At 61.7% G+C, this 22513-nt stretch carries 23 protein-coding genes; 4 read left to right on the top strand and 19 right to left on the bottom strand.

Annotated elements, in window-relative coordinates; translation table 11 throughout:
- Positions 1 to 19: 19 nt before the first annotated feature.
- From folD to M5B99_RS25085, 3 genes are all read right to left on the bottom strand, one after another.
- Entirely contained in the window at positions 20 to 901 is an 882-nt protein-coding gene (gene folD / locus M5B99_RS25095) for a bifunctional methylenetetrahydrofolate dehydrogenase/methenyltetrahydrofolate cyclohydrolase FolD (RefSeq protein WP_248806586.1), read from the bottom strand.
- A gap of 176 nt (positions 902 to 1077) precedes the next feature.
- A complete protein-coding gene (locus M5B99_RS25090; protein ID WP_248806585.1) occupies positions 1078 to 2121 on the bottom strand; it encodes an LLM class flavin-dependent oxidoreductase in 1044 nt (347 codons plus the stop codon).
- 117 nt (positions 2122 to 2238) lie between these two features.
- Entirely contained in the window at positions 2239 to 2724 is a 486-nt protein-coding gene (locus M5B99_RS25085; protein WP_248806584.1) for a flavin reductase family protein, read from the bottom strand.
- A gap of 643 nt (positions 2725 to 3367) precedes the next feature.
- On the opposite strand from M5B99_RS25085, the gene M5B99_RS30070 reads away from it, so the two are divergent.
- From M5B99_RS30070 to M5B99_RS25070, 3 genes are all read left to right on the top strand, one after another.
- The gene (locus M5B99_RS30070) at positions 3368 to 5242 is read left to right on the top strand and encodes an AAA family ATPase (protein WP_248806583.1); all 1875 of its coding nucleotides are present in this window, start codon (positions 3368 to 3370) and stop codon (positions 5240 to 5242) included.
- A 3-nt stretch (positions 5243 to 5245) separates the two neighbouring features.
- Positions 5246 to 6247, top strand: a complete 1002-nt coding sequence (locus M5B99_RS25075; RefSeq protein ID WP_248806582.1) for an endonuclease — start codon at positions 5246 to 5248, stop codon at positions 6245 to 6247.
- Positions 6248 to 6419: 172 nt separating this feature from the next.
- Entirely contained in the window at positions 6420 to 8903 is a 2484-nt protein-coding gene (locus M5B99_RS25070; protein WP_248806581.1) for a plasma-membrane proton-efflux P-type ATPase, read from the top strand.
- Between the two features lie 99 nt (positions 8904 to 9002).
- Here the strand turns inward: M5B99_RS25070 and M5B99_RS25065 are convergent, their stop codons facing one another.
- From M5B99_RS25065 to ribBA, 6 genes are all read right to left on the bottom strand, one after another.
- On the bottom strand, positions 9003 to 9638 hold the full coding sequence (locus M5B99_RS25065; RefSeq protein WP_248806580.1) for an START domain-containing protein: 636 nt from the start codon (positions 9636 to 9638) through the stop codon (positions 9003 to 9005).
- Between the two features lie 70 nt (positions 9639 to 9708).
- Positions 9709 to 10863, bottom strand: a complete 1155-nt coding sequence (locus M5B99_RS25060) for an ABC transporter ATP-binding protein (RefSeq protein ID WP_248806579.1) — start codon at positions 10861 to 10863, stop codon at positions 9709 to 9711.
- Between the two features lie 17 nt (positions 10864 to 10880).
- Entirely contained in the window at positions 10881 to 11690 is an 810-nt protein-coding gene (locus M5B99_RS25055; RefSeq protein ID WP_248806578.1) for an ABC transporter permease, read from the bottom strand.
- A gap of 6 nt (positions 11691 to 11696) precedes the next feature.
- Positions 11697 to 12638: an ABC transporter permease gene (locus M5B99_RS25050; RefSeq protein WP_248806612.1), complete on the bottom strand. Its 942-nt coding sequence runs from the start codon at positions 12636 to 12638 to the stop codon at positions 11697 to 11699.
- A complete protein-coding gene (locus M5B99_RS25045; protein WP_248806577.1) occupies positions 12635 to 13660 on the bottom strand; it encodes an ABC transporter substrate-binding protein in 1026 nt (341 codons plus the stop codon). Before M5B99_RS25045 ends, M5B99_RS25050 begins: the two co-directional genes overlap by 4 nt.
- 327 nt (positions 13661 to 13987) lie before the next feature.
- Entirely contained in the window at positions 13988 to 15100 is a 1113-nt protein-coding gene (ribBA, locus tag M5B99_RS25040; RefSeq protein ID WP_248806576.1) for a bifunctional 3,4-dihydroxy-2-butanone-4-phosphate synthase/GTP cyclohydrolase II, read from the bottom strand.
- Between the two features lie 75 nt (positions 15101 to 15175).
- Here ribBA and M5B99_RS25035 point away from each other — a divergent pair, with 75 nt between their 5' ends.
- On the top strand, positions 15176 to 15469 hold the full coding sequence (locus M5B99_RS25035; protein WP_248806575.1) for a DUF1330 domain-containing protein: 294 nt from the start codon (positions 15176 to 15178) through the stop codon (positions 15467 to 15469).
- 6 nt (positions 15470 to 15475) lie between these two features.
- Here M5B99_RS25035 and M5B99_RS25030 read toward each other — a convergent pair whose 3' ends face one another.
- From M5B99_RS25030 to M5B99_RS24985, 10 genes are all read right to left on the bottom strand, one after another.
- Positions 15476 to 16039 (bottom strand): NUDIX hydrolase, encoded by a 564-nt coding sequence (locus M5B99_RS25030; RefSeq protein ID WP_248806574.1) that lies wholly within the window; start codon positions 16037 to 16039, stop codon positions 15476 to 15478.
- 1 nt (position 16040) lies between these two features.
- Positions 16041 to 16793 carry a GntR family transcriptional regulator gene (locus M5B99_RS25025; protein WP_100943754.1) on the bottom strand — a complete coding sequence of 251 codons (753 nt, stop codon included), beginning with the start codon at positions 16791 to 16793 and terminating at the stop codon, positions 16041 to 16043.
- Between the two features lie 101 nt (positions 16794 to 16894).
- Entirely contained in the window at positions 16895 to 17380 is a 486-nt protein-coding gene (locus M5B99_RS25020; RefSeq protein WP_248806573.1) for a flavin reductase family protein, read from the bottom strand.
- A 12-nt stretch (positions 17381 to 17392) separates the two neighbouring features.
- Positions 17393 to 18874, bottom strand: coding sequence for an aldehyde dehydrogenase (locus M5B99_RS25015; protein ID WP_248806572.1), 1482 nt, complete (start codon positions 18872 to 18874; stop codon positions 17393 to 17395).
- Positions 18871 to 19704: an alpha/beta fold hydrolase gene (locus M5B99_RS25010; RefSeq protein ID WP_248806571.1), complete on the bottom strand. Its 834-nt coding sequence runs from the start codon at positions 19702 to 19704 to the stop codon at positions 18871 to 18873. Before M5B99_RS25010 ends, M5B99_RS25015 begins: the two co-directional genes overlap by 4 nt.
- Positions 19705 to 19729: 25 nt before the next feature.
- On the bottom strand, positions 19730 to 20320 hold the full coding sequence (locus tag M5B99_RS25005; RefSeq protein WP_248806570.1) for an amino acid synthesis family protein: 591 nt from the start codon (positions 20318 to 20320) through the stop codon (positions 19730 to 19732).
- A gap of 228 nt (positions 20321 to 20548) precedes the next feature.
- Entirely contained in the window at positions 20549 to 20833 is a 285-nt protein-coding gene (locus M5B99_RS25000; protein ID WP_248806569.1) for a hypothetical protein, read from the bottom strand.
- Between the two features lie 44 nt (positions 20834 to 20877).
- Complete coding sequence (locus M5B99_RS24995) at positions 20878 to 21255, bottom strand: potassium-transporting ATPase subunit KdpA (protein ID WP_248806568.1); 378 nt, start codon at positions 21253 to 21255, stop codon at positions 20878 to 20880.
- A gap of 55 nt (positions 21256 to 21310) precedes the next feature.
- Positions 21311 to 21403: a potassium-transporting ATPase subunit F gene (locus tag M5B99_RS24990; RefSeq protein WP_248806567.1), complete on the bottom strand. Its 93-nt coding sequence runs from the start codon at positions 21401 to 21403 to the stop codon at positions 21311 to 21313.
- An 84-nt stretch (positions 21404 to 21487) separates the two neighbouring features.
- Positions 21488 to 21634 (bottom strand): hypothetical protein, encoded by a 147-nt coding sequence (locus M5B99_RS24985; protein ID WP_164886179.1) that lies wholly within the window; start codon positions 21632 to 21634, stop codon positions 21488 to 21490.
- Positions 21635 to 22513 lie beyond the last annotated feature (879 nt).

The raw sequence follows: 22513 nt of genomic DNA, 5'->3' as shown, positions 1-22513 counted from the left end.
CGAACCCTTCGCACCGTGCCTATTTCCTGGCCCGCTGCAGTTGCGTGGCAATCACGGTGTTTTTCAGCAAATAGGCGATGGTCATCGGCCCGACCCCGCCCGGTACCGGAGTGATGGCGCTGGCCACCGTACGTGCGCTGGCATAGTCGACGTCTCCCACCAGACGGCTACCGGTCTCGGTTTCAATCCGGTTGATCCCCACGTCGATCACCACCGCACCCGGCTTGAGCCAACTGGCATCGATCAACTGCGCTCGCCCCACGGCGGCGACAACGATATCGGCCAGTCGACACAATGCCGCGGCGTCAACACTGCGCGAATGAACCACGCTGACCGAGCAGTGGGCCTGCAGCAACAGGGTCGCCATCGGCTTGCCGACGATATTCGAGCGACCAATGACCACCGCGTGCAAGCCGCTCAAATCGCCACAGGTCTCCTGCAACAGGCGCATGCAGCCGCTGGGTGTGCAAGGCGTCAGCACCTCGGCGCCTTGGACCAGGCCGCCGACGTTTTCCCGATGAAACCCATCCACGTCCTTGATCGGGTCGATGGCCTGAATCACCGCCTGTTCCTCGATATGGGCGGGCAGAGGCAGTTGCACCAGGATGCCGTTCACCGCCGGGTCGGCATTCAGTCCGGCAATCAACTGCAGTAATTCTGCCTGGCCGGTGCTTGCCGGCAAGCGATGCTCCAGCGAACGGATGCCGACTTCTTCGGCCCGCTGCAATTTGTTGCGCACATAGACGTGGCTGGCCGGGTCATCACCGACCAGCAGGACTGCCAGGGCCGGGAAAACGCTTTGTGCGGCCAAGCCTGCAACGTCTGTACGGACTTCTTCGAGCACGCGGGCGGCAATGGCCTTGCCATCGATGTCGCGGGCGAGTGGAAGGGAACTGCTCATTGAATGCGTCACCGTCGTCTGGATGAACAAGAGACCGATCAGGGACTTGAAAGGAGGGATCAAGCCGCTGGGGCGTGGCAGGAATATACCATCTGCCCCGCAGCGACCAGTGTGACATAGAGCAGCAGTCCGAGTGTTGGCCGGTAGCTGCTCCAATGCTCGTAGAACCCGGGCGATCAGTTGAACGCGGGTACTACCTGCTGGATAAACAGTTCCAGGGATTTTCTCTTTTCTGCATGGGGCAGGCTGTTGTCGCACCAGAAACTGTATTCATCGACACCCAGCGCCTGGTAATAGCGGATACGTTCAATCACCTCCTGCGGCGTGCCGATCATGGTGTTTTTGCGGATATTCTCCAAGGCGAACTCCGGACGCTCGGCGAACTTTTCTTCCGGGCTCGGTGCCAGGAAACCGTTGACCGGCACCTGCTTGTTGCCGAACCAGGCGTCGAAAGTCCGATAGAATTTCGAGATGGCGGTGGCGCCGACTTTCCAGCCATCCGGATCATCGACCGCATGCACATGGGTGTGACGCAGCACCATCAGTTGCGGGCGCGGCACCTCGGGGTTGTTGTCCAGAGCGGCCTGGAACTTGTTCTTCAGGTCCAGGACCTCTTCGTCGCCTTTCATCAGCGGCGTGACCATCACATTGCAGCCATTGGCCACGGCGAAGTTGTGGGAGTCCGGGTCGCGGGCGGCGATCCACATCGGCGGGTTGGGCTTCTGGATCGGCTTGGGCACGCTGGTGGAGGTGGGGAATTTCCAGATATCACCGTCGTGGGCATAGTCGCCTTGCCACAGGGCCCGCACCACCGGCACCATTTCCCGCAATGCCTGGCCACCGGAGGAGGCCGGCATGCCGCCGGCCATGCGGTCGAACTCCACCTGGTAGGCGCCACGGGCCAGGCCGACTTCCATCCTGCCATTGCTGATCACGTCCAGCAACGCGCATTCCCCGGCAACCCGCAACGGATGCCAGAAGGGCGCGATGATGGTGCCGGCGCCCAGGTGAATGGTGCTGGTTTTGGCCGCGAGATAGGCCAGCAGCGGCATCGGGCTTGGGGAAATGGTGTATTCCATGGCGTGATGCTCGCCAATCCATACGGTGCTGAAGCCGCCGGCCTCGGCCATCAGGGTCAGTTCGCTGAGGTCTTCGAACAATTGGCGGTGACTGACACTTTCGTCCCAACGCTCCATGTGGATGAAGAGGGAAAACTTCATGACGCTTACCTCGGGTCTTTTGTTGTTGGCCGGCAGGTCTGTCTGCTGATTTGTTGGTATACCATAATACTGTTTATTGCCCTTAAGCAAGGACCGTCTGCGCGGCGGTGTACTGGCTCAGGCGAGAACGGGCAGGGCGCCCATCTTGCCGTGGCAGTAGATCATCGGGCTGGTGTCCTGGCGGGGCACGATCAGGTTCTTCACCGCACCAACCATGATCGCGTGGTCGCCACCTTCATATTCGCGCCACAGTTCGCACTCGATGATGGCGCTGGCGTTGGGCAGCAACGGATTGCCCAGTTCGCTCAAGGTCCATTGGATGCCCTGGGCCTTGTCCTTGCCCTTGCGGGCGAAGGCATAGGCCTCGCTCTGCTGGCCGCCGGACAGCACATGAATGGCGAAACGCTTGTTCCTGATCAGCAGCGGATAGGAGTCGGAGCTGTAGTTGGGGCAGAAAAGCACCAGGGCCGGGTCCATCGACAGGGAGCTGAAGGCGCTGGCGGTAAGGCCCACCACCTGGCCGTCATCATCCAGGGTGGTGATCACGGTGACCCCGGACGGGAACGAGCCCATGACTTGTTTGTAGAGGGTGGCATCGATCATGGGACGGTCCTCGGGTGGCGAAGCGGATTTTATAAGTTTGTAGGTATTATGGTATACCGTAATACTGTGCGTGCAAGGGCTTTTTTGTCGGTGTTTCAGCTCGATACAGTCCGCTGACTTTAAACGGCTCCACTTTTCCCGAACTGCCGTTTAGAGTCTGTGCTTTTGAGGGGAGGGCGACAGGCTTTCCCCTGACTGCTTAGGGAAGAGGGTCATGCAACGTTTTGATCGCAGTTCCGTGCCGCCGCCGAGTCTGTTGCGGAGTCGGGAGGCTAGTGCCGGTAGAGAGGCGCTGGCCGATTACTTTCTGACTGACATGACAATGAGGGCGCAGAGTCGAGCGCCGCAATTGGGTTTTGATCTGGATGATGCGTCCGTACGTGTCAGCCTGAGCCGGCTGTTTCACGGAAAATGTGCGTTCTGTGAGCGAGTGGTCCCCACGTCCACTTACCGATTTCGTCCGGATGCCGGAGCCAGCCCCCTTGAGCGACCGGCAGATGCTCACCTGTATTACGCTTGGCTGAGCAGTGCCTGGGAGAATCTTTATCCCATCTGTAAGGGCTGTGAGCCCGACCGACCGGATTACTTCCCTGTCCGGGGCAAGCGCTCGCCCTTACCCTCGGAGCGGCAACTTCAAGCCTATGTGTCGGATAACTCGGGACTTTGGTGCGACTACCCGCTCAAGGAGCGTCATGTCCTGCTCGATCCTTGCGAGCGAATTGACCTGGTACTCCACCTGTCAGTCGATCTCTCGGGCGAACTCCATGCCCTGAGCGAGCGCGCAAGTGAAACGATCGCCCATTTCAAGCTCAATCGTGTCCAGTTGCTCAAGCTGCGTCGAAACAAGCTGAAGGCCTATTCCGCAGAGCTGATCGATCACTGGTTTTCCCAGCGGGAGGAGGACAGGCAGACTCCCGGGCTCTTTGATTTTGCCTCGCTGGATTTTGGCGGCCTCTGGTACTTGCTGTGTCGACGTATTGCAATGGCGCTTTCAACGAGCAAGCTGCCGCCGCCGGCGCTTGGGCCGGAGCGCGTGGAGGCCACGTTGCGAACACTCTACCAAGGTGCCAGCTTTTCGGATTGGTATGGAGATCTTGAGGCTCATCTGGCACGACCGGTTGCAGAGCAACTCGCCCCGTTCCCGGAAAGATCTCGATCCTTGCCGCGTGATTACCCGTTGCTGGAATCGATCCGCTTCAACAATTTCAAGGGTATCGAGCAGCTCGAGTTGCAGATGCCCGTTGTTCAGTCCGCGCAGGCCCCGAGTGCGAAGTCCGACCGACCCGCCCTGCTGATACTCGGTGAAAATGCCGCCGGCAAAAGCTCGATCCTCGAAGCTGCCGCCCTGGTGCTCTGTAGTGAAGAAGCCTGCGCGCAACTGCCGGTCGACTTCGCCGCTATGCCCCTCGATCCCGTCCTGCTGGGCGCGGGGCAGGTGCCTCAATGCAGCTCGGCGTCAGTAACAGCCACCTTCCATGGTGCCGGCAAGCGGGAGTTGACCATTGCCGACAGTATTTACTGGCACGAAGGCACATCTATCGTGCCTCCAGTCTTTGCCTATGGAGCCTTCCGGCAATATCAGAAAAGGGTGCGCCGCTACAGCCCGGGCCGCTCGGTTATCAACCTCTTCGACTCGACCGCGCTGTTGTCCAATCCGGAAAAGTGGTTGCTCAGCCTCAAGGAGGACGATTTCAACAATGTGGTGCGAGCCCTGCGAGACATCCTTTCCATAGAGGGTCGGTTCAAGGTCATGGAGAGAGACATTGAAAAACAGCGCTGCCTGATTGTGACACCTGCTGCTGGCAGCCAGGTGCTATGCCGAACCCCGTTGAGCCTGGCGTCTTCAGGCTATCGTTCGGTGTTGGCGATGGTCTGCGACATTATCCAGGGCCTGATGAACCGGCGCATCAACCCCCACTTCGAGAGCCTGGAAACCGCTCAGGCCGTGGTGCTGATCGACGAGGTCGAAGCCCATCTGCACCCACGCTGGAAAATCCGGATCATGGGCGCCCTGCGCAGAACCTTGCCGAACGTCACCTTCATCGCCACCACTCACGATCCGCTGTGCGTGCGCGGAATGCAGGACGGCGAGGTGATCGTCATGCAGCGGGTTGCCAGCGAGGACAATCCCGACAGCGATTGGCCGGTGATGGTGGAGCAGGTAGTCCGCCTGCCCAACGTCAGCCAACTGACCATCGAGCAATTGCTGACCTCGGACTTTTTCAGCCTGACCTCCACCGACCAGCCGGACACCGAGCGCGAGCTGGCAATGTTCGCTGATCTGCTGGTCGCCCGTGAGCAGGGCCAACCCCTGAGCGACGCCCAGCAGCACGCCTGGAGCCGCTTCGAACGAGATATCAGCGACGCCTTGCCGGTGGGGGCCACCGAAGTCCAGCGGCTGGTGCAGGAAGCGGTGGTGGAGTACCTGCAGAACCGTCGCCAGGCCAGCGCGCTCAAGCTCCGCGAGCTGCGCAAAGAATCCAAAAAACGGATCCTCGCGGTTCTGGAGGGGATCTGAAGCATGCGCGCCGTCATTCGAACGATTGCCAAGGCACCGGATGCCCTGTCCGGAACCGATTCACCCGCCGCCAGGGAGCTGCAAAAACTCAAAGCCTGGTTCGCCGCGCCCGCGGGCAGCCCGCCGGCTTTTGCGGTCTACAAATCCGACAGCGTAAAAAAACAGCTCGATGAACTGTTCCACGGTAAATGCGCCTACTGCGAAAGCTTCTTCGCCTCCACCGCGCCGGTGGATGTCGAACATTACCGACCCAAGGGCGCGGTGTCCGAGGACGCCAGCCATCCCGGTTACTGGTGGGTGGCCATGGACTGGGACAACCTGTTGCCCAGTTGCATTGACTGCAACCGCAAGCGCAAGCAGGTCACCCCCAGGTTGTCGGCCAAGTTGCTGACCCTGCAGGACGACCGCCAGGGTTTCAACCAGGGCAGCCTGCTGCTTTCCGGCAAGAAGGACAGCTTCCCGATCCTCGGCCAACGGGCCATGTCCGCTGCGCAGGATTTTGCCGACGAATACCCGCTGCTGCTCGACCCGTGCCGCGATAACCCGGAGGAACACCTGAAGTTTCATATTGATCGGGCCAACCTGATCGGCCTGGTATTGCCCCGCTCACACGCGGGAGCTGACCTTGCGCCCGTGGCTGGGGCCGACGCAGCCCTGGATGGCCACATCGAGGAGGCGCTGGCAGCCGGCGTGAGCCTCAAGGGCAGCGTCTCGATTCATGTCTACGGTTTGAACCGGCTGGGCCTGGTGCAGGAGCGTACGCGCCTGCTGCGCCAGCTGGAGTTCCTGGAAATGCTGGCACTGGAAGTGGGATCGATGGCCGACGAGCTTGTACCTGATCCGGACGCGCCGTTCTCCGTGACGGTGGCCAGTATCGCCAAGCGTCTGTACTTCCTCCAGGACCAGATTCTCGGGGAAATGAAACGCATGGCCCGGCCCGAAGCGCCTTATTCCGCCATGGTCCGGGCCTGGATCGAGGACTTCAAGGTGCGGCTCCAGGCCTGACCAGGGCGCTGTTTCGACGCTGAGCTGGCCCTGATGCTCGGCCACCACACGCCTGGTCTTCAATCAAGAGCAGGGGAATGGGAGTATCGTCAACAAACGTCGTAGGCGAATGGCCTGATGAGCGATCCAGACAACTGAGCGTGACCTGTGCAAACGCTAGAGAAGGATATTCATGAAGAGAGCCCACGCAAATGGTTCCGAAGCTATGCCAGCTCAAATAAACGTACCTGACATTGCCACTGCGACGGTTCCCCAAACGCTTGCCGCTCTCCAGGTGAACCCTGATACCGGGCTCACACATGCGGGGGTCGACACGCAGCGCAAGGAGCATGGCTACAATGAGGTAGCCGAAAAGACGGGGCATCCGGCCTTGACGTTCCTGCGAAAATTCTGGGGAATTTCGGCATGGATGCTTGAACTGATCATGATCTTGTCCGTTGTGCTCGGACATTATACCGATCTTGCCGTTGTGGGCGTGTTACTGGTTGTCAACGCTGTGCTGAGCTTTACTCAGGAACAGCGCGCCGCTGGCGTCGTCAAGGCGCTGCAAAAGCGCCTGCAGGTCAACACCCGAGTGCTGCGCGACTCGAAGTGGCAAGTGATTTCCGCCCGAGAGCTGGTCCCCGGCGATATTGTCCGCGTGCGCCCGGGTGACATCATCCCCGCCGATCTGAAGCTTCTCACCGGTGCCATGAGCCTGGATCAATCAGCGTTGACCGGAGAGTCGCAAGCGTCTGAAAAAGTGCCTGGAGATGTCCTCTCGTCGGGGTCCATCGTCCGGCATGGCGAAGGCAATAGCGTGGTGATTCTGACGGGCGCGCAGACTTATTTCGGACGCACGACGGAACTTGTGCGGGAGGCTCGTCCGAAACTTCACATCGAAGCGGTTGTGAGCAGGATCGTGCGCTGGCTGTTCGTCATTGTCGGCGTACTGCTCGGCTTGGTGCTCGCCCTGTCGCTGATCCGTGGTGTGCCACTGCTCGAAATGGTCCCTTTGCTACTTGTTCTCCTGATGAGCGCGGTACCGGTCGCACTGCCTGTCATGTTCACTGTCAGCATGGCTTTCGGGTCGAAGGAACTGGCTCGGCGTGGGGTGTTGGTCACTCGGCTCAGCGCCGCGGAAGACGCGGCGACGATGGACGTCCTCTGCGTGGACAAGACCGGCACCATCACGATGAACCAGCTGGCGGTTACGGGGGTCACGCCATTGGGACAAGCGACGCAAGCCGATGTTTTGGTGGCGGGCGCGCTGGCGTCACAGGAGTCCAACCAGGATCCTATCGATCTCGCCTTTCTTGCCGCAGCCAGGGAACATCATATTTCAGACGACGTTGTCGCAGCAAAGCCCTTGTCCTTTGCACCCTTCGACGCCAAAACGCGTCGGACGCAAGCCATTGTCGAGCTGAACGGACAGCGGGTGTGCGTGATGAAAGGCGCGGTGCGTACCATCGCCGAGGTTTGTGGACTCCAGCCCCGCGAGATCGAGACGTTGGAGGTACGGGTCAGCGCTTCAGCCGAAAAAGGCTTTCGTACATTAGCAGTAGCGCGCGGCGCCGAAGACGGTGTCCCTGTCCTGCTTGGACTGGTGGAGTTGTTCGATCCTCCACGACCGGACGCCAAGCAGCTCATCGCGACTCTCCATGAGCTGGGCGTGCAGGTAAAGATGCTGACAGGGGATGCACTCCCTGTCGCACTTGAAATCGGCCAGGGCGTTGGGCTCTCCCGGATCCGGCGTGTTACGGACTTACAAGCGGCGAGCACACAAGCGGGGGGCGGAGAGGTCGATATTTTCGTTGGCATTGATGGTTTTGCCGAAGTGTTTCCGGAAGATAAATATACCGTGGTGAAGCGGCTTCAGGCCGCAGGACACGTAACCGGGATGACGGGCGATGGCGTCAACGACGCTCCGGCCCTGCGTCAAGCCGAGGTCGGGATAGCGGTCAGCACCGCCACCGATGTCGCCAAGAGTGCTGCGAGCGTTGTTCTGACCGAGGCGGGGCTGATCAACATTGTCATGCTGATCGAGCAGGGGAGGACGATCTATCAGCGTATCCTTACGTGGGTCATCAACAAGATCAGCCGTACGATTCTGAAGGCCGCTTTTGTGTCTATCGCCTTCATTGTGACAGGTAAGTTCGTGGTCTCCGCCTTCGCGATGCTGCTGCTGGTGTTCCTGACGGATTTCGCGAAAGTCTCCCTCTCCACGGACAATGTCAGGCCGTCGAAGCGTCCCGAGACGTGGAATATCGGTGGCTTCATTAGCGTATCGGTAGTTCTCGGTGTTGCAATGGTTGCCGAAACGCTTTTTCTATTGTGGATCTGCTGGACGAGATTCGATTTGGTAAGCAACAACGACGCACTCTATACGTTCAGCTTTCTGATGCTGCTGTACTTCGCCGTATTCTCCGTCGTATCGGCAAGGGAGCGCCGCTGGTTTTGGGCGACTCTGCCAAGTAAAACCTTCATGGCCGCTTTAATCCTGGACGTTATTGTGGGGACTGCCCTGACGTTCGTCGGACTAAAGGGGTTCGTTCCTTTGCCAGGCTGGCAGATGGTCGCGATATTCGGTTATGCCCTCGTCTCCTGCCTGGTTCTGAACGATGCCTTGAAGGTTGCGATGATCAGATGGCGAACTGGTATATGCGACGTTAGATAATGTTGAGTTTTCTGGGCGCGGCTCTTCAATCTCGAAGCGCGTTATTCGGCCATGGTCCGGGCCTGGGTCGAGGACTTCAAAGTACGGCTCCAGGCCTGACTAGGGCACCGTTTCGACGTTGCGCAGGCCCTGGTGCTCGGCCACCACGCGCAAGGTCTTGAGGCTGACCATCGGCGCGTCGACCACGAACTGGTTGGCCAGCCAGGAGGGGATATCGCCGGCGGGTTCGGCTTGCAGCTCATAGGTCACACGGGTTCGCGTGTCACTTTCCGGATGCAGGGTCCAGGTGCCTTTCATCTGCCTGACCCGGATCTGTCCGGGTACGTGGGGTACGAAGCCGGGCACCGCCTCCAGAGACCGGGTCAGACTGCCGTCGTCGGCGCGCTGGCTGTGCACATGGATCACCATGTCGCGGGTCTGTGCCGGCCAGGGCAGCGCGGTGGTCAGATAGACCCAGGTGTCGTCGCCGTCATTTTTCAGCAGGCGCATATCGGCGCAGGCGTACAACCATTTACAGGCGACCCGCAGGTTTTCCTGCAGGTTGCTCAGGGTGCTGACATCGGCGTTGATCCGCGTTACGCCGCGAAAGCTCTGGTAGCGCGAACCCGGAACGTGGCTCAGGTAGACCTGGATACCGTCTTCGTCCTTGGCCAGGCGCCAGTCCGGGGGCGCCGCCAGTGTCGAGGTGCAGAGGAGCGCACTGGCCAGCGCGGTCGCAGATAACAGGATGTTCATTCGGATCTCCGGGTTGCATGGCCGATAGTGCCTGGCTACCCGGATATAACACCCCTGGCCCGGGTTTTATTCAATGGGCGCCGGCGGCTTTATTCAGATCGCCTTCGCTCCATTGGGTATAGACGCAGGCGTCGGTGCTGGCCCAGCGTACCCGCAGCCGATCACCGGCCTTGAGCGGCATGCCGGTGGCCGACAGCGCCTTGACCGTCATTGCCGTGCCGCCGTCGGTAACCACGCTGCAGGTCTGGCTCTCACCCAGGAAGAGCATTTCAGCGACCTTGGCCGGCACTTCGTTCCAGCCCGCCGGCAAGGGCTCGGCGGCGGCCTGTTCGAGGCTCAGTGCCAGCGCCTTCTCCGGACGCACCATCAGCAACAGCGGCTGCTCGCTGGACACCCCGGAGGTCGGCCGGATCGCCAGGGCCTGGCCCTCGAAATCCGCCACGGCATTGCCGCGGGCCTTGAGCTTGAGGAAATTCGAGTTGCCGAGGAACGAGGCGACAAAGGCGTTCGGCGGGTTCTGGTAGAGGTCGTAGCCGCTGCCCAGGCCGACGATCTTGCCGTGGCTGAAGATCGCGATGCGCTGGGACAGGCGCATGGCTTCTTCCTGGTCATGGGTCACGTAGACAATAGTGATGCCCAGCCGCCGATGCAGTTGGCGCAGTTCGTCCTGCAGGTCTTCGCGCAACTTCTTGTCCAGGGCTCCCAGGGGTTCGTCCATCAGCAGGATGCGCGGTTCGTAGACCAGCGCCCGGGCAATCGCCACGCGCTGTTGCTGGCCGCCGGAGAGTTGCGAAGGACGGCGATGGGCAAAGCTTTCGAGCTGCACCAGCTTGAGCATGGCGTCGACCCGGCGCGAGCGTTCGTCGTTGCTGAGCTTGCGCAGGGTCAGCGGGAAGGCGATGTTGTCGCGCACTGACAGGTGGGGAAACAGCGAGTAGCGCTGGAACACCATGCCGATATCGCGTTTGTGCGGGGGTACCTTGACCAGGGATTGTCCGCCCACCAGGATTTCGCCGCTGCTGGGCGTCTCGAAACCGGCCAGCATTGACAGGGTGGTGCTTTTGCCCGAGCCGCTGGAACCGAGGAAGGTAAGGAATTCGCCCTCCCGGATATCCAGGGAAATATTGTCCACGGCGGCGAAGTCGCCGTAGTGCTTGTTCAGGTTGCGCAGGCTGACCAGGGGGCGGTCGCTGGACTGCGCGGGGTCTTTGATCACGGCACTCATGTTTTACTCCAGGGCGCTCAGGCGCGCAGTTCATTGCGCCGGCGCAGGGCGGCGGCGAGCACCATCACCAGCACCGACAGGGCGATCAGCAGCGTCGAAGCGACGGCGATCACCGGGGTCAGGTCCTGGCGCAGGGTGGTCCACATTTTCACGGGCAAGGTTTGCAGGGTCGGACTGGCCATCATCACGCTCAGCACCACTTCATCCCACGACACCAGGAAGGCGAACAGCGCGCCGGCCACCATGCCGGGGCGAATCGCCGGGAAGGTCACCTTGAATACCGCCTGCAGGCGCGAAGCACCGCAGATCACCGCGGCATCCTCGATCGACTGGTCGAACAGCTTCAGCGAGTTGATGATCGAGATAATGGTGAAGGGCAGGGCGACGATCACGTGGCTGACCACGAAGGCGAACAGCGTCCCGGTGTAGCCCAGCTTGAGAAACAGCGCGTACACCGCCACGGCGATGATCACCAGCGGCACGATCATCGGCAGGGTGAACAGGCCATAGAGCAATTCCCGACCGGGAAAGCGCCCGCGCACCAGGGCGAAGGCGCTCGGCAGGCCGAGGGCGACGGCGAAAAAGGTGGTCAGGATCGCCACTTTCAAACTGGCCAGGGCGGCGTTCATCCAGTCCGGGTTGGAAAAGAACTGGGCGTACCATTTCAGCGTCCAACCCGGTGGCGGAAACACCAGCCACTGGGAGGAGCCGAACGACAGCAGCACGATGAACACGATCGGCAGCAACAGGAACAGGGCGATCAGTCCAGTGGTGAGGTAGAGGCCCAGGCGCAGGCGCCGGCTCATGGCATTGGGAGTCAGGAGCATGACGGCTTACCTCGCGTTACTGGCGCCGACCGGGGATTCCGGCTGGAGCTTCAGGTAGAAGTAGAACAACACCAGGGTGATCAGGATCAGCAGGGCGGCACCGGCGCTGGCCAGGCCCCAGTTGAGGAACGACTGCACCTGTTGAATGATGAACTCCGGCAACATCATGTTCTGCGCACCGCCGAGCAGGGCCGGTGTGACGTAGTAACCGAGGGACATGACGAAGACCATCAGCCCGCCGGAAAACAGCCCCGGCCGGCACAGCGGCAGGAACACCCGCAGGAAGTTACGCCACGGACTGGCACCGCAGATGGCCCCGGCCTGCAGGATCATCGGGTCGATGGCCTGCATGGTCGCCTGCAACGGCAGGACGATGAACGGGATCATGATGTAGCTCATGCCGATCACCACGCCGGTCAGGTTGTGCACCATCTCCAGCGGCTGGTCGATGATGCCCATGGCCATCAGCGCCTTGTTGATCACCCCGGAGGCCTGCAGCAGCACCAGCCATGAATAGGTCCGCGCCAGCAGACTGGTCCACATCGACAGCAACACGATACTCAGCAGCCAGCGGCCCCAGCCACGGGGCACCAGGGTAATCGCCCAGGCCAGGGGAAAGCCCAGCAGCAGGCTGAACAGCGTGACCAGCCCGGCCACCGAAAAGGTGTTGAGCAGGACCCGCGCATAGGCCGAGTTGGCGAACAGTTGCTGATAGTTTTCCAGCCCCGGCGTGGGCTCCAGCACGCCGCGCAGCAACAGGCCGATCAACGGCGCGAAGAAAAACAGGCCGAGGAACAGCAGGGCGGGTAACAGGTTTCCCGCCCCCCGCCAGCGCTGCGCATACGAGGACTGCTGCATGACCTCCGCCTTGCTGCTGGCCAGGCCGGCAGCGCCAGGGGCGCTCCCGGTCGGGCGGGTGTCAGGGGAAAGCGTGGCCGCCATTTTCATTTGACCAGCCATTCGTTCCACCGTGTCGCAATGGCCGGACCGTTCTTGGCCCAGTATGCGAAGTCGAGTGTGATCTGATCCTTAGCGTAGGCAGTCGGCAGGTTCGGTGCCAGTACCGAGTCCAGGCGCGCGACGCTGTCGACGTTGACCGGGGCATAGGCGGTCAGGTTGGAGAAGTCGGCCTGGCCCTTGGCGCTGCTGGCACTGGCCAGGAACTTCATGGCCGCCGCCTTGTTTTTCGTGCCTTTGGGCACCACCAGAATGTCGGCCATGACCAGGTTCTGTTTCCAGCTCACGCCCACCGGCGCGCCGTCCTGCTGCAGGGCGTAGATCCGGCCGTTCCAGAACTGGCCGATGCTCGCTTCACCGGAGGCCAGCAACTGCTGGGACTGCGCGCCGCCGCCCCACCAGACGATGTCTTTCTTGATGGTGTCGAGTTTCTTGAAGGCGCGGTCCAGGTCCAGCGGGTAGAGCTTGTCGGAGGGCACGCCGTCGGCCAGCAGGGCCAGTTCCAGCACGCCCGGGCTTGGCCATTTGTAGAGGGCGCGTTTGCCAGGGTAGGTTTTGGTGTCGAACAGGGCGGTCCAGTCCTGCGGCTTGCTGGCACCCAGTTTGCCTTGGTTGTAGCCAAGAACGAAGGAGAAGTAGAACGAACCGACGCCATGGTCAGAGACGAAGCGCGGGTCGATTTTGTCGCGCTGGATCTGGCTGAAGTCCAGGGGTTCGAGCAGGCCTTCGGCGGCGGCGCGCAGGGCGAAGTCGGCCTCGACGTCGACCACGTCCCACTGCACGTTGCCGCTTTCGACCATGGCCTTGAGCTTGCCGTAGTCGGTAGGACCGTCCTGGACCACGGTGATGCCGCTGGCCCTGCTGAACGGATCGGCCCAGGCCTGTTTCTGCGCGTCCTGGGTGCTGCCGCCCCAGCTGACGAAGTTCACGCTGTCGGCGGCGATGGCGAAGGAACTGCCAATTGCCAGGAAGCCCGCGAGCAATGTCGCGGTTGCACCTTTGTTCAACACCATTTTCACGCCCTCATTTGTTGTGATTTTGAGCGGGTTGTTGATGCCCGCCTATCGGGAGCAGTAGGTCCATCTGAGCCTTTTTAAGGCGACTGTGCCAAGGGCATTTTCTTGTGCTTTCCCTGTCGGGGGCACTTGGCAGATATCTCCGGTCTACGGAATATCATATTATGGTATTCCAAGCTTTCTGCAAGCACTTTGCCTTGCCGGTGATCCGTCCGTGGCGCTTTTTTCTAGGAGCCGGCTTGCCGGCGATGGCGTCTGGGCAATCGATGCAAGGCTCGCGGCCCTCATCGCTGGCAAGCCAGCTCCTACAGGTTGATGTTGGGCTCAGGGTTGTGGGAAGGGGATGCTTTCCACGACCTGCAGATCGTAGCCGGTCAGCCCGGCATATTTGAGCGGCGGCCCCAGGTGGCGCAGTTTTCCGACACCGATGTCCTGCAGTATCTGTGCCCCGGTGCCGATCTCCGAATAGATCCGCGATTGCGAGCGGCTGTACTGGCGCGGTGGTCGGGTCAGTTGCGGTACACGCTCGAGCAGGGCCTGGGATGACTCGTGGTTGGCCAGCACCACGACGACACCGCAGCCTTCCTCGGCGACTCGTTGCAGCGCGGCCCAGAGCGTCCAGTTGCTTGGCCCGTGGTACTCGGCGCCAACCAGGTCGCGCAGTGGGTCGATAACATGGACCCGGACCAGCGTCGGTGTCTCGCGATGGATATCGCCCATCACCATGGCCATGTGCACACCGCCTTCAATGCGGTCCTCGAAGGTGATCAGGCGGAAGGTGCCATGCACGGTCGGCAGCTCCCGTTCGCCGATCCGCTGCACCGTGTGTTCGGTGCTCAGGCGGTAGTGGATCAGGTCGGCGATGGTGCCGATCCGGATGCCATGCTTGCGCGCAAACACTTCCAGGTCCGGGCGCCGGGCCATGCTGCCGTCATCGTTCATCACTTCGACGATCACCGAGGCCGGGGTAAAGCCGGCCAGGCGCGCCAGGTCGCAGCCGGCCTCGGTGTGCCCGGCGCGGGTCAGCACGCCGCCTTCGCGGGCGCGCAGGGGAAAGATATGCCCGGGTTGTACCAGGTCTTCGGCGCGGGCATCGGCGGCCACCGCGGCTTCGACGGTGCGCGCGCGGTCGGCTGCGGAAATGCCGGTGGTCACGCCGTGGGCGGCTTCGATGGATACGGTGAAGGCGGTGCTGAAGGCGCTGCCGTTGCTCGGCACCATCTGCGTAAGATCCAGGCGCCGGCAATGTTCGTCGGTCAGGGTCAGGCAGATCAGTCCGCGTGCCTCGCGGGCCATGAAGCTGATAGCCCCGGCGTTGCAGCAGTCGGCGGCGATCAGCAGGTCGCCTTCGTTCTCGCGATCTTCGTCATCCACCAGCAGGACCATCTTGCCCTGGCGGTAGTCGTCGATGATGTCCTGGATGCTGTCAAAGGCCATGGCGGCGCTCGCTCTGTATGAATATGTGATTTATGGTATACCATAATACAAAATAAACCAGCAATGAGGTCATCGATGAAGGCTTACTGGATTGCCCATGTGGATGTCACGGACCCCGAGCAATACACCGAGTACACCCGTCGCGCCCCGGCGGTATTTGCCCGCTACGGCGGACGAATGCTGGCACGGGGCGGGCGCGCCGAGGCGCTGGAGGGGCGGGAAACGCCACAGCGTAATGTGGTGATCGAGTTCGACTGCTACGACCAGGCGCTGGCCTGTTATCGTTCGGTGGAATATCAGGAAGCGCGCCGGCACCGCGAAGGCGCGGCCCGGGCCGAAGTGATCATTGTCGAGGGTATGGCGCCCTGAAGGCGTTCAGCGGATAAAGTGAATCTTGCCGCTGTCGTCGTTGCCGATGTAGATGCCGTAGACCCCGGCCTGGCGTTCCTCGATGTAGCGTTCGAGGATCTGCCGGATTGCCGGGTAGTAGATGCTGTCCCAAGGGATGTCCTCGGGCGCGAAGAATTGGTAGTCCAGGGTTTCCGGTCCGTATTGGCCAGTGATCTCCAGCGCGATGGCGCGGAAGATGATGTACACCTCGCTGATCTTCGGCACGCTGAAGATCGAGTAGGGCGAGAGGATCTCCGCGCGTACGCCACTCTCCTCCCAGACTTCGCGCAGGGCCGCCTGCTCGGTGGTCTCGCCCGCTTCCATGAAGCCCGCCGGCAGGGTCCAGGTGCCGGGCCGTGGCGGAATCGCCCGTTGGCACAGCAGGTACTTGCCGTCGCGCTCGATGATGCAGCCGGCGATGATCTTCGGATTGACGTAGTGAATGTAGCCGCAGCCCGCGCACATCAGGCGTTCATGGCTGTCGCCCGGCGGCATTTGCCGAGCGAGGTCGGCGCCGCCGCACTGCGGGCAGAAGCGCGGGCTGGGCATGTCAGCGACCCATGCGCGGTTCTTTGAGGGCGATGGGCGCGGTGATCTCGGGGGCCGGGCCGGTTTCGTCCTGCTTGCGCTTGAGGTATTCCAGGGCCACCTTGGCCGCCGCGCGCACGTGGTCGACCGAGGCCTGGTGGGCGGCCAGCGGGTCGCCGCTCTTGATCGCCTCGACGATGCGTTCCATTTCCTGGTTGCTGGCGCCGCGCCGGTTTTCCTGGGACACCGAGGTGGCCCGCAGGTAGCTGATCCGGGCCTGCAACTGGCGCAGCTGGGTGGCCGCGGCACGGTTGCCCGAGCCTTCGAGCAGGACGTCGTAGAAACCCTGCACCGAATCGATGACCTGTTGCAGTTCGCCGTCCTTGAGGGTCTTGCGATTGACTTCGAGGGCCTTTTCCAGGGCCTTGATATCCTTGGCCTTGGCCCGCAGGGTGAACAACTGGACGATCAGGCCTTCCAGCACACAGCGCAGTTCATAGATATCGACCGCATCGTCCAGGGTGATGATGGCAACGCTCGGCCCCTTGGCATCGGCGAACGCCACCAGGCCTTCGGATTCCAGGTGCCGGAGGGCTTCGCGCACGGAGGTGCGGCTGACGCCGAGGCGCTCGCAGAGGTCGCGCTCGACCAGGCGGTCCCCCGGCATGAGTTGGAAGTTCATGATGGCGCTTCGCAGCTTGTCCAGCACGATTTCGCGCAGGGTAACGGGGTTGCGATTGACCTTGAAGCTGTCGTCGAGTGGCAGGCGTTTCATGGGATCCGCTCTAAAAGTTCGTGGGGCCGATCGAGGGCCGAAATCATCGGCAAGCTTATCATGCGGCGTTCATCCGCGTCGGCTCGGACCATGGCAAAACCTCAGGCCAGGGCGGGTAGCGGGCCGAGCTTGCCCTTGTGGTAGATCATCGGCGTCACCGCTTGCTCGGGCAAGATCAGGTTCTTTACCGCGCCGACGATGATGGCGTGATCGCCGCCGTCGTATTCGCGCCACAGCTCGCACTCGATGATTGCCGTGGCCTTGTCCAGCAGCGGGTTGCCCAGGGCACTCAGGTGCCAGGCGATGCCCTTGGCCTTGTCCTTGCCTTTACCGGCGAAGGCGTAGGCTTCGGCGGTCTGCTCGGCGGACAGCAGGTGAATCGCGAACTGCTTGCTGTCGCGCAGGATCGGGTAGGTGTCCGAGGCGTAGTTGGGGCAGAACAGCACCAGCGCCGGGTCGATGGACAAGGCGCTGAAGGCACTGGCGGTAATGCCGACGATGCCGCCCCCGGTGTCCAGGGTGGTGACCACCGTGACGCCGGAGGGGAAGGAGCCCATGACTTCTTTGTAGATACCGGGTTCGATCATCTCGTTTGTCTCCTAGCGCATCACGAAGGGGTCGGGCATGGGGGCCGACGAGAGGTTGATCCACACCGTTTTCAGTTCGGTATAGGCCAGCACCGAATCGATGCCGCTCTCGCGACCGTAGCCGCTGTTCTTGAAACCGCCGATGGGCGCCATGGCCGAGACCGCGCGGTAGGTATTGACCCAGATGATCCCGGAGCGGATGTCCCGGGCCAGGCGATGGGCGCGGCCCAGGTCGCGGGTCCAGATGCCGGCGGCGAGGCCGAACTGTGAGTCGTTGGCGATGGCCAGGGCTTCGGCCTCGTCCTTGAAACGGATCACCGACGCTACCGGGCCGAAGACTTCTTCCTGCATGATCTTCATCGAGTTGCGGTCGCATTCGAACAGGGTCGGTTCGTAGAACCAGCCGTTGCCCAGGTTCGGCGGGCGCTTGCCGCCCAGGCGCAGTTGGGCGCCCTCGGCCAGGGCGTCGGCCACCAGGCCTTCGACCACGGCCAGTTGCTGCGCGGTGGCCATGGGGCCCATCTCGCTGGTGTCGTCCTGCGGGTTGCCGATGCGAATGCGCCGGGCGCGTGCCACCAGGCGCTCGACGAATTCGTCATAGATCTCATCCTGCACCAGCAGCCGTGAACCGGAGACGCAACTCTGTCCGGACGCCGCGTAGATCCCGGCGATGGCGCCGTTGATCGCGCTGTCCAGGTCGGCATCGGCAAAGATGATGTTCGGCGACTTGCCGCCCAGTTCCAGGGACAGCTTGGCGAAGTTCTCGGCGCTGCTGCGCACCACATGGCGGGCGGTGGCGGCGCCGCCGGTAAAGGCGATCTTGCGCACCAGCGGGTGGCGGGTCAGGGCGGCACCGGTGCTCGCGCCGTAACCGGTGATGACATTGACCACGCCAGGCGGAATGCCAGCTTCCAGGGCCAGGCGCGCCAGCTCCAGGACAGTGGCCGAGGCGTGTTCGGAGGGTTTGAGCACGATAGTGTTGCCCGCGGCAAGGGCTGGTGCCAGTTTGATCGCGGTCAGGTAGAGCGGGCTGTTCCAGGGGATGATCCCGGCGACCACGCCCATCGGTTCGTGCACGGTGTAGGCGAACAGGTCCGGCTTGTCCAGCGGCAGCGTGCCGCCTTCGAGCTTGTCGGCCAGGCCCGCCGTGTAATGGAAGAATTCCGGCAGGTAGCTGACCTGGCCACGGGTTTCGCGGATCAGCTTGCCGTTGTCGCGGCTTTCCAGTTGCGCCAGGCGTTCCTTGTTCTCCGCAATCAGGTCGCCGAGGCGACGCAGCAGCTTGCCTCGGGCGGTGGCACTGAGGCCACGCCAGGACGGGTTGTCGAAAGCCCTTTGTGCGGCCTGGACCGCGCGCTCGACATCGGCTTCGTCGGCGTCGGGCAACTGCGCCCAGGGTTCGGCGAGGGCCGGGTCGAGACTGTCGAAGGTCTTGCCGGACAGGGCATCGACCCATTCACCGTCGATGCACATCTGGAAGCGGGCGAGTGTCATGCAACGATCCCCTTTATCTGGTTGGGTCGGGCGTGGGCGCTGGTGAGAAAGTCCAGCAGCACCTGGTTGACCAGGCGTGGCGACTCCACGGGCATCATATGCCGTTGTTCGGCAAGCACGGCAACCGTGGCGCCGGGAATGCGTTCGGCCAATTGGCGGGCCATTTCCGGGGTCGAGCCCGGGTCGAGCTCACCCGTGGCAATCAAGGTCGGCACCTGAATGCCGCCCAGATCCTCGGCACGGTACATGTCCTGGGTGGCGAACAGCTCATAGGTGGTCAGGTAGCCTTGTGGGTCATTGTCCGCCAAAGTCTGGCGCAGGGCGGCGATTTGCGCGGGATTGGCCGCCTGGTATTCGCGGCTGAACCAGCGCGACAGCGCGGCTTCGGCGTTGGCGTCCGGTCCGTGCTCGGCGGCCTGGGCGGTGCGGGCGATAACGCCGGCACGCTGTTCGGCGCTGCGATTGAACACGCTGTTGAGCACCACCAGGGCCTGCAGACGTTGCGGGTAGTGCAAGGCAAACGCCCGCGCCACCAGCCCGCCCATGGAAAAGCCGATCACGCTTGCCTGGGGCAATTGCAGGTGGTCGAGCAACTCCAGCAACTGGTCGGCATAGCCGAGCAGCGAGGTGCCGCTGGCCGGGCGCGGGCTGGCGCCATGGCCGAGCATGTCGTAGGTGATCACGCGGTACGTGGTGGCCAGGCCAACGATCTGGCCGCCCCACATTTCTTTATTCAGGCCCACGCCGTGGATCAAGACCACAGGCTGGCCTTGGCCGGTCGCCAGGTAACTGGTGCCAGCCGGGGTGCGTTCAGCGGTGAGCCGAATCATGGAGCGCTCCTGCCTTTTTTATTGATTACCGGGCTTTCTCGGCGGCCAGTTCTTCCAGGTCGATATAACGGTTGCCGATGCGCGGGTGCAGGCGGCCTCCGTCGGCGCAACCCAGGACGACGACGATTTCGTCGGCGCGCGGAGCGTCTTCGATGCGCATTTCCAGGGTGATGTAGTGCGAGCGCAGGCCTTCGTCGTCCTTGTGCATCATCGGGATCTGGATCGAGGTGCCGGGACCGCCGCGCTTGTTGGTGAAGCTCAGGTAGCTCTTGGCCTGGACCGCCTCGCGGTAGTGGTTGCCGAAGCGCAGGGTGTGGATCACCGCCGAGGCGTGTTCGATTTCACCGTCGGCGCCGACCACTGCGGCCTTGCCGTAGGCTTCGATGCGCTCGGCGCCGCCAATGGCCGCCACCAGGCGCTCGACCATCATGGCGCCGAGGTCGGAGCAGTTGGCGCGGATTTCCGGTTTCAGGTCCTCGACGAAACCCCGGCCCAGCCAGGGGTTTTTCATCACCACGGCGAGACCGATCATGGTCACCGGTTTGTCCGCGGCCTTGCCGCCTTCGATCAGGGTCTGTTCGGAGTAGCTGACGATCTTGCGGATTTCGAAACTCATAAGGGGGCTCCTGGGTGCACGTTGATCAGATGGTATGATGGTATACCATAATATTGGCTGTGCAAGCCCCCTCTGTAAGTTTGTGAGTCCTGTCTCTGTATGGGATCTTGAAAATGCCAAAAAACCGGCAGGAACCAGCCTGCTGGCGATGAGCCCTGTCAGTCTTGTATCGACTTCAGGGACACCATCGCCCGCAAGCAGGCTGCTTGTAGGGTGGGGCAGTGATGCTTATCGGCAGCCGGTCAGGGTGACCTTGCAGGTTGCAGGCGTTCCGCCTGATTCAGCGGCGTAGCGCTGGCAATTACCCATCGCTTTGACGCTGGCGTTTTTCACGTTCGGCCCCCAGGCCAACCCGCCATCCCCCTGCGATGGCACCGCCTTGGCATAGCAGGCATATCCTCCCTCCGGGGTGTGCGATCCTCTCCCCGAACAGCCGGCGATCATTGAAAACCCGATCGCCAGTATCAGCAGGCAGAGCAGGGGTGGGACTTTTCGTGAAACCTGTACGTTCATGGCAGTGTCGCTGGCGCAGAGTAAGTCCCGTCTATTGTCCCGCCTTATTGATGCGTCGGATAGTCCCGTTGCAGAGCCTGGTTCAGCGCCAGCACATTGACCCGCGACTCGCCGAATACCCCCAGCATCAAGGCCATGACGCTGTAGATCACCGCGTTCTGGCGATGGTTCTTGATCATGTGGCTGAACATCACCTCCAGCGCGGCGGGCAGGCAGGCCATCAGCAGGATCAGCATGAGGTTGCTCCGGGCGCTGGGGTTCTCGAACGGGTGCGCGGCGTTGACGTTGAAGAAACCGCCACCGTTGGTTTCGAGGTCTTCAATGGCTTTCTGGGCGGCGACCGGGCCCAGGCTCAGGGTCTGGTGGCCGCCCTGGAGGGTGGCGATCAAGGTAATGATGTAGTCAGAGGTGTGGCATTGCATTAACTCCTGAATCAGTGGACTTTTCTAGCGTGCGCGATTAAACAGAAACAGGCAGTCAGAATTTTTCCGGGTTGATAGCGGCGTAGAACAGATAGATCACTACACTGACCACCAGCGCCAGTAACAGATCAATGGCCATGTCGAGCATTCCTTTTTGTGGTCCTTCAGTGGGACGGCGGGCGAGGTGCTCCCGCTGCATTGTTTAAACGCTGCCGGCGAGTCGTTTCCAGAGTTAGTTGCGGCTGTGTCGGTTCGGCAGGACAGGCTTGATATCCGGGGCTTTCGAGGGCGTGATGACATTATCGGCAAAGTAGACGACGAGCCCGCACAACAGATAAAAGCCGATGATCGCTGCAAACAGGAGTGCGCTGAGTAACATGACGTTAGTCCTCGATACCTGTAGCGTTAATGGGCACGTTCAATCGGCTTGGCCGATCTCGGTGGGTACGCTTCCAGTATAAGTAGAGGCTTGTTCGGACCCGATAAGACCTGCGTCTTTTTAGTGATTGGCGCTATCAATTTTCCGTAAAAATTTGGCGAATTGATACTTGAGGTCCTTACTGCCATCAAGTTGCTCGGCCGCATGCTCGCCGACTCGTGGCTGCCCCCATCTTTTGCAACTTGTCCAACCGCCTGGTCAGGCGATCGCGGGCTTTTGCGTGGTCTCGGGCGTCCTGCTGGTGATCCTGCCCCTCAGATTGAACGGAACCGAGCACAAGAGTGTGATGGTTTGAATGCGTCGGGAACGGATAAATTGGACTGCGTGTCTAAAATAAATTTTATTTGATTTTGCGTATTCTCGGTCCAAGGCCTGAAACCATCCCGCTGAGTCTTTGCGAAGTCACCGGCGTGGCCCTGGATCCGGAACAGGGCTGGACACTGGATATCGACGCGGTGGTGGGGCTGGTGAGTGCCGGGGTCGATGTCTCGCTGGGGCAGGGGCTGACGGGCAAGGTCCCGGGGCGTTTCAGCGATGACGATGTGGCGGCGCCTGCCCTTGGGCCAAGGACATTTAAAGGCAAGCGCGGTCTTGTGGCGAGCGGGCTTGCCCGCGCTGGAGCGCGAAGCGGTCCTGAAACCCGAGAACTCGGTCTATCAGGCAGACTGAGATAGCCGGTTTTACGACTGCTTCGCAGCCGAGAGTGGCGGTGCGGCGTCCCGACAAGCCCGCTCGCCACAAGACTTCGCTCGGCTCAACTTCTGGGTTGCTCGCCCTCGCGAGTAAAGGGGGCATTGCATACAATGCCCCCTTATTTTT

The sequence above is a fragment of the Pseudomonas sp. MWU13-2100 genome (genome assembly GCF_023242365.1).
In the GTDB taxonomy this organism is placed as follows: domain Bacteria; phylum Pseudomonadota; class Gammaproteobacteria; order Pseudomonadales; family Pseudomonadaceae; genus Aquipseudomonas.
The sequence above is the reverse complement of the archived record's forward strand: the minus strand, read 5'-3'. Positions and strand labels throughout refer to the sequence as shown.

Coding starts and splice junctions, on each gene's coding strand:
- folD (WP_248806586.1), bottom strand. CDS start 901: ATGAGCAGTTCCCTTCCACTCGCCCGCGACATCGATGGCAAGGCCATT.
- M5B99_RS25090 (WP_248806585.1), bottom strand. CDS start 2,121: ATGAAGTTTTCCCTCTTCATCCACATGGAGCGTTGGGACGAAAGTGTC.
- M5B99_RS25085 (WP_248806584.1), bottom strand. CDS start 2,724: ATGATCGATGCCACCCTCTACAAACAAGTCATGGGCTCGTTCCCGTCC.
- M5B99_RS25075 (WP_248806582.1), top strand. CDS start 5,246: ATGCGCGCCGTCATTCGAACGATTGCCAAGGCACCGGATGCCCTGTCC.
- M5B99_RS25070 (WP_248806581.1), top strand. CDS start 6,420: ATGAAGAGAGCCCACGCAAATGGTTCCGAAGCTATGCCAGCTCAAATA.
- M5B99_RS25065 (WP_248806580.1), bottom strand. CDS start 9,638: ATGAACATCCTGTTATCTGCGACCGCGCTGGCCAGTGCGCTCCTCTGC.
- M5B99_RS25060 (WP_248806579.1), bottom strand. CDS start 10,863: ATGAGTGCCGTGATCAAAGACCCCGCGCAGTCCAGCGACCGCCCCCTG.
- M5B99_RS25055 (WP_248806578.1), bottom strand. CDS start 11,690: ATGCTCCTGACTCCCAATGCCATGAGCCGGCGCCTGCGCCTGGGCCTC.
- M5B99_RS25050 (WP_248806612.1), bottom strand. CDS start 12,638: ATGAAAATGGCGGCCACGCTTTCCCCTGACACCCGCCCGACCGGGAGC.
- M5B99_RS25045 (WP_248806577.1), bottom strand. CDS start 13,660: ATGGTGTTGAACAAAGGTGCAACCGCGACATTGCTCGCGGGCTTCCTG.
- ribBA (WP_248806576.1), bottom strand. CDS start 15,100: ATGGCCTTTGACAGCATCCAGGACATCATCGACGACTACCGCCAGGGC.
- M5B99_RS25035 (WP_248806575.1), top strand. CDS start 15,176: ATGAAGGCTTACTGGATTGCCCATGTGGATGTCACGGACCCCGAGCAA.
- M5B99_RS25030 (WP_248806574.1), bottom strand. CDS start 16,039: ATGCCCAGCCCGCGCTTCTGCCCGCAGTGCGGCGGCGCCGACCTCGCT.
- M5B99_RS25025 (WP_100943754.1), bottom strand. CDS start 16,793: ATGAAACGCCTGCCACTCGACGACAGCTTCAAGGTCAATCGCAACCCC.
- M5B99_RS25020 (WP_248806573.1), bottom strand. CDS start 17,380: ATGATCGAACCCGGTATCTACAAAGAAGTCATGGGCTCCTTCCCCTCC.
- M5B99_RS25015 (WP_248806572.1), bottom strand. CDS start 18,874: ATGACACTCGCCCGCTTCCAGATGTGCATCGACGGTGAATGGGTCGAT.
- M5B99_RS25010 (WP_248806571.1), bottom strand. CDS start 19,704: ATGATTCGGCTCACCGCTGAACGCACCCCGGCTGGCACCAGTTACCTG.
- M5B99_RS25005 (WP_248806570.1), bottom strand. CDS start 20,320: ATGAGTTTCGAAATCCGCAAGATCGTCAGCTACTCCGAACAGACCCTG.
- M5B99_RS25000 (WP_248806569.1), bottom strand. CDS start 20,833: ATGAACGTACAGGTTTCACGAAAAGTCCCACCCCTGCTCTGCCTGCTG.
- M5B99_RS24995 (WP_248806568.1), bottom strand. CDS start 21,255: ATGCAATGCCACACCTCTGACTACATCATTACCTTGATCGCCACCCTC.
- M5B99_RS24990 (WP_248806567.1), bottom strand. CDS start 21,403: ATGCTCGACATGGCCATTGATCTGTTACTGGCGCTGGTGGTCAGTGTA.
- M5B99_RS24985 (WP_164886179.1), bottom strand. CDS start 21,634: ATGTTACTCAGCGCACTCCTGTTTGCAGCGATCATCGGCTTTTATCTG.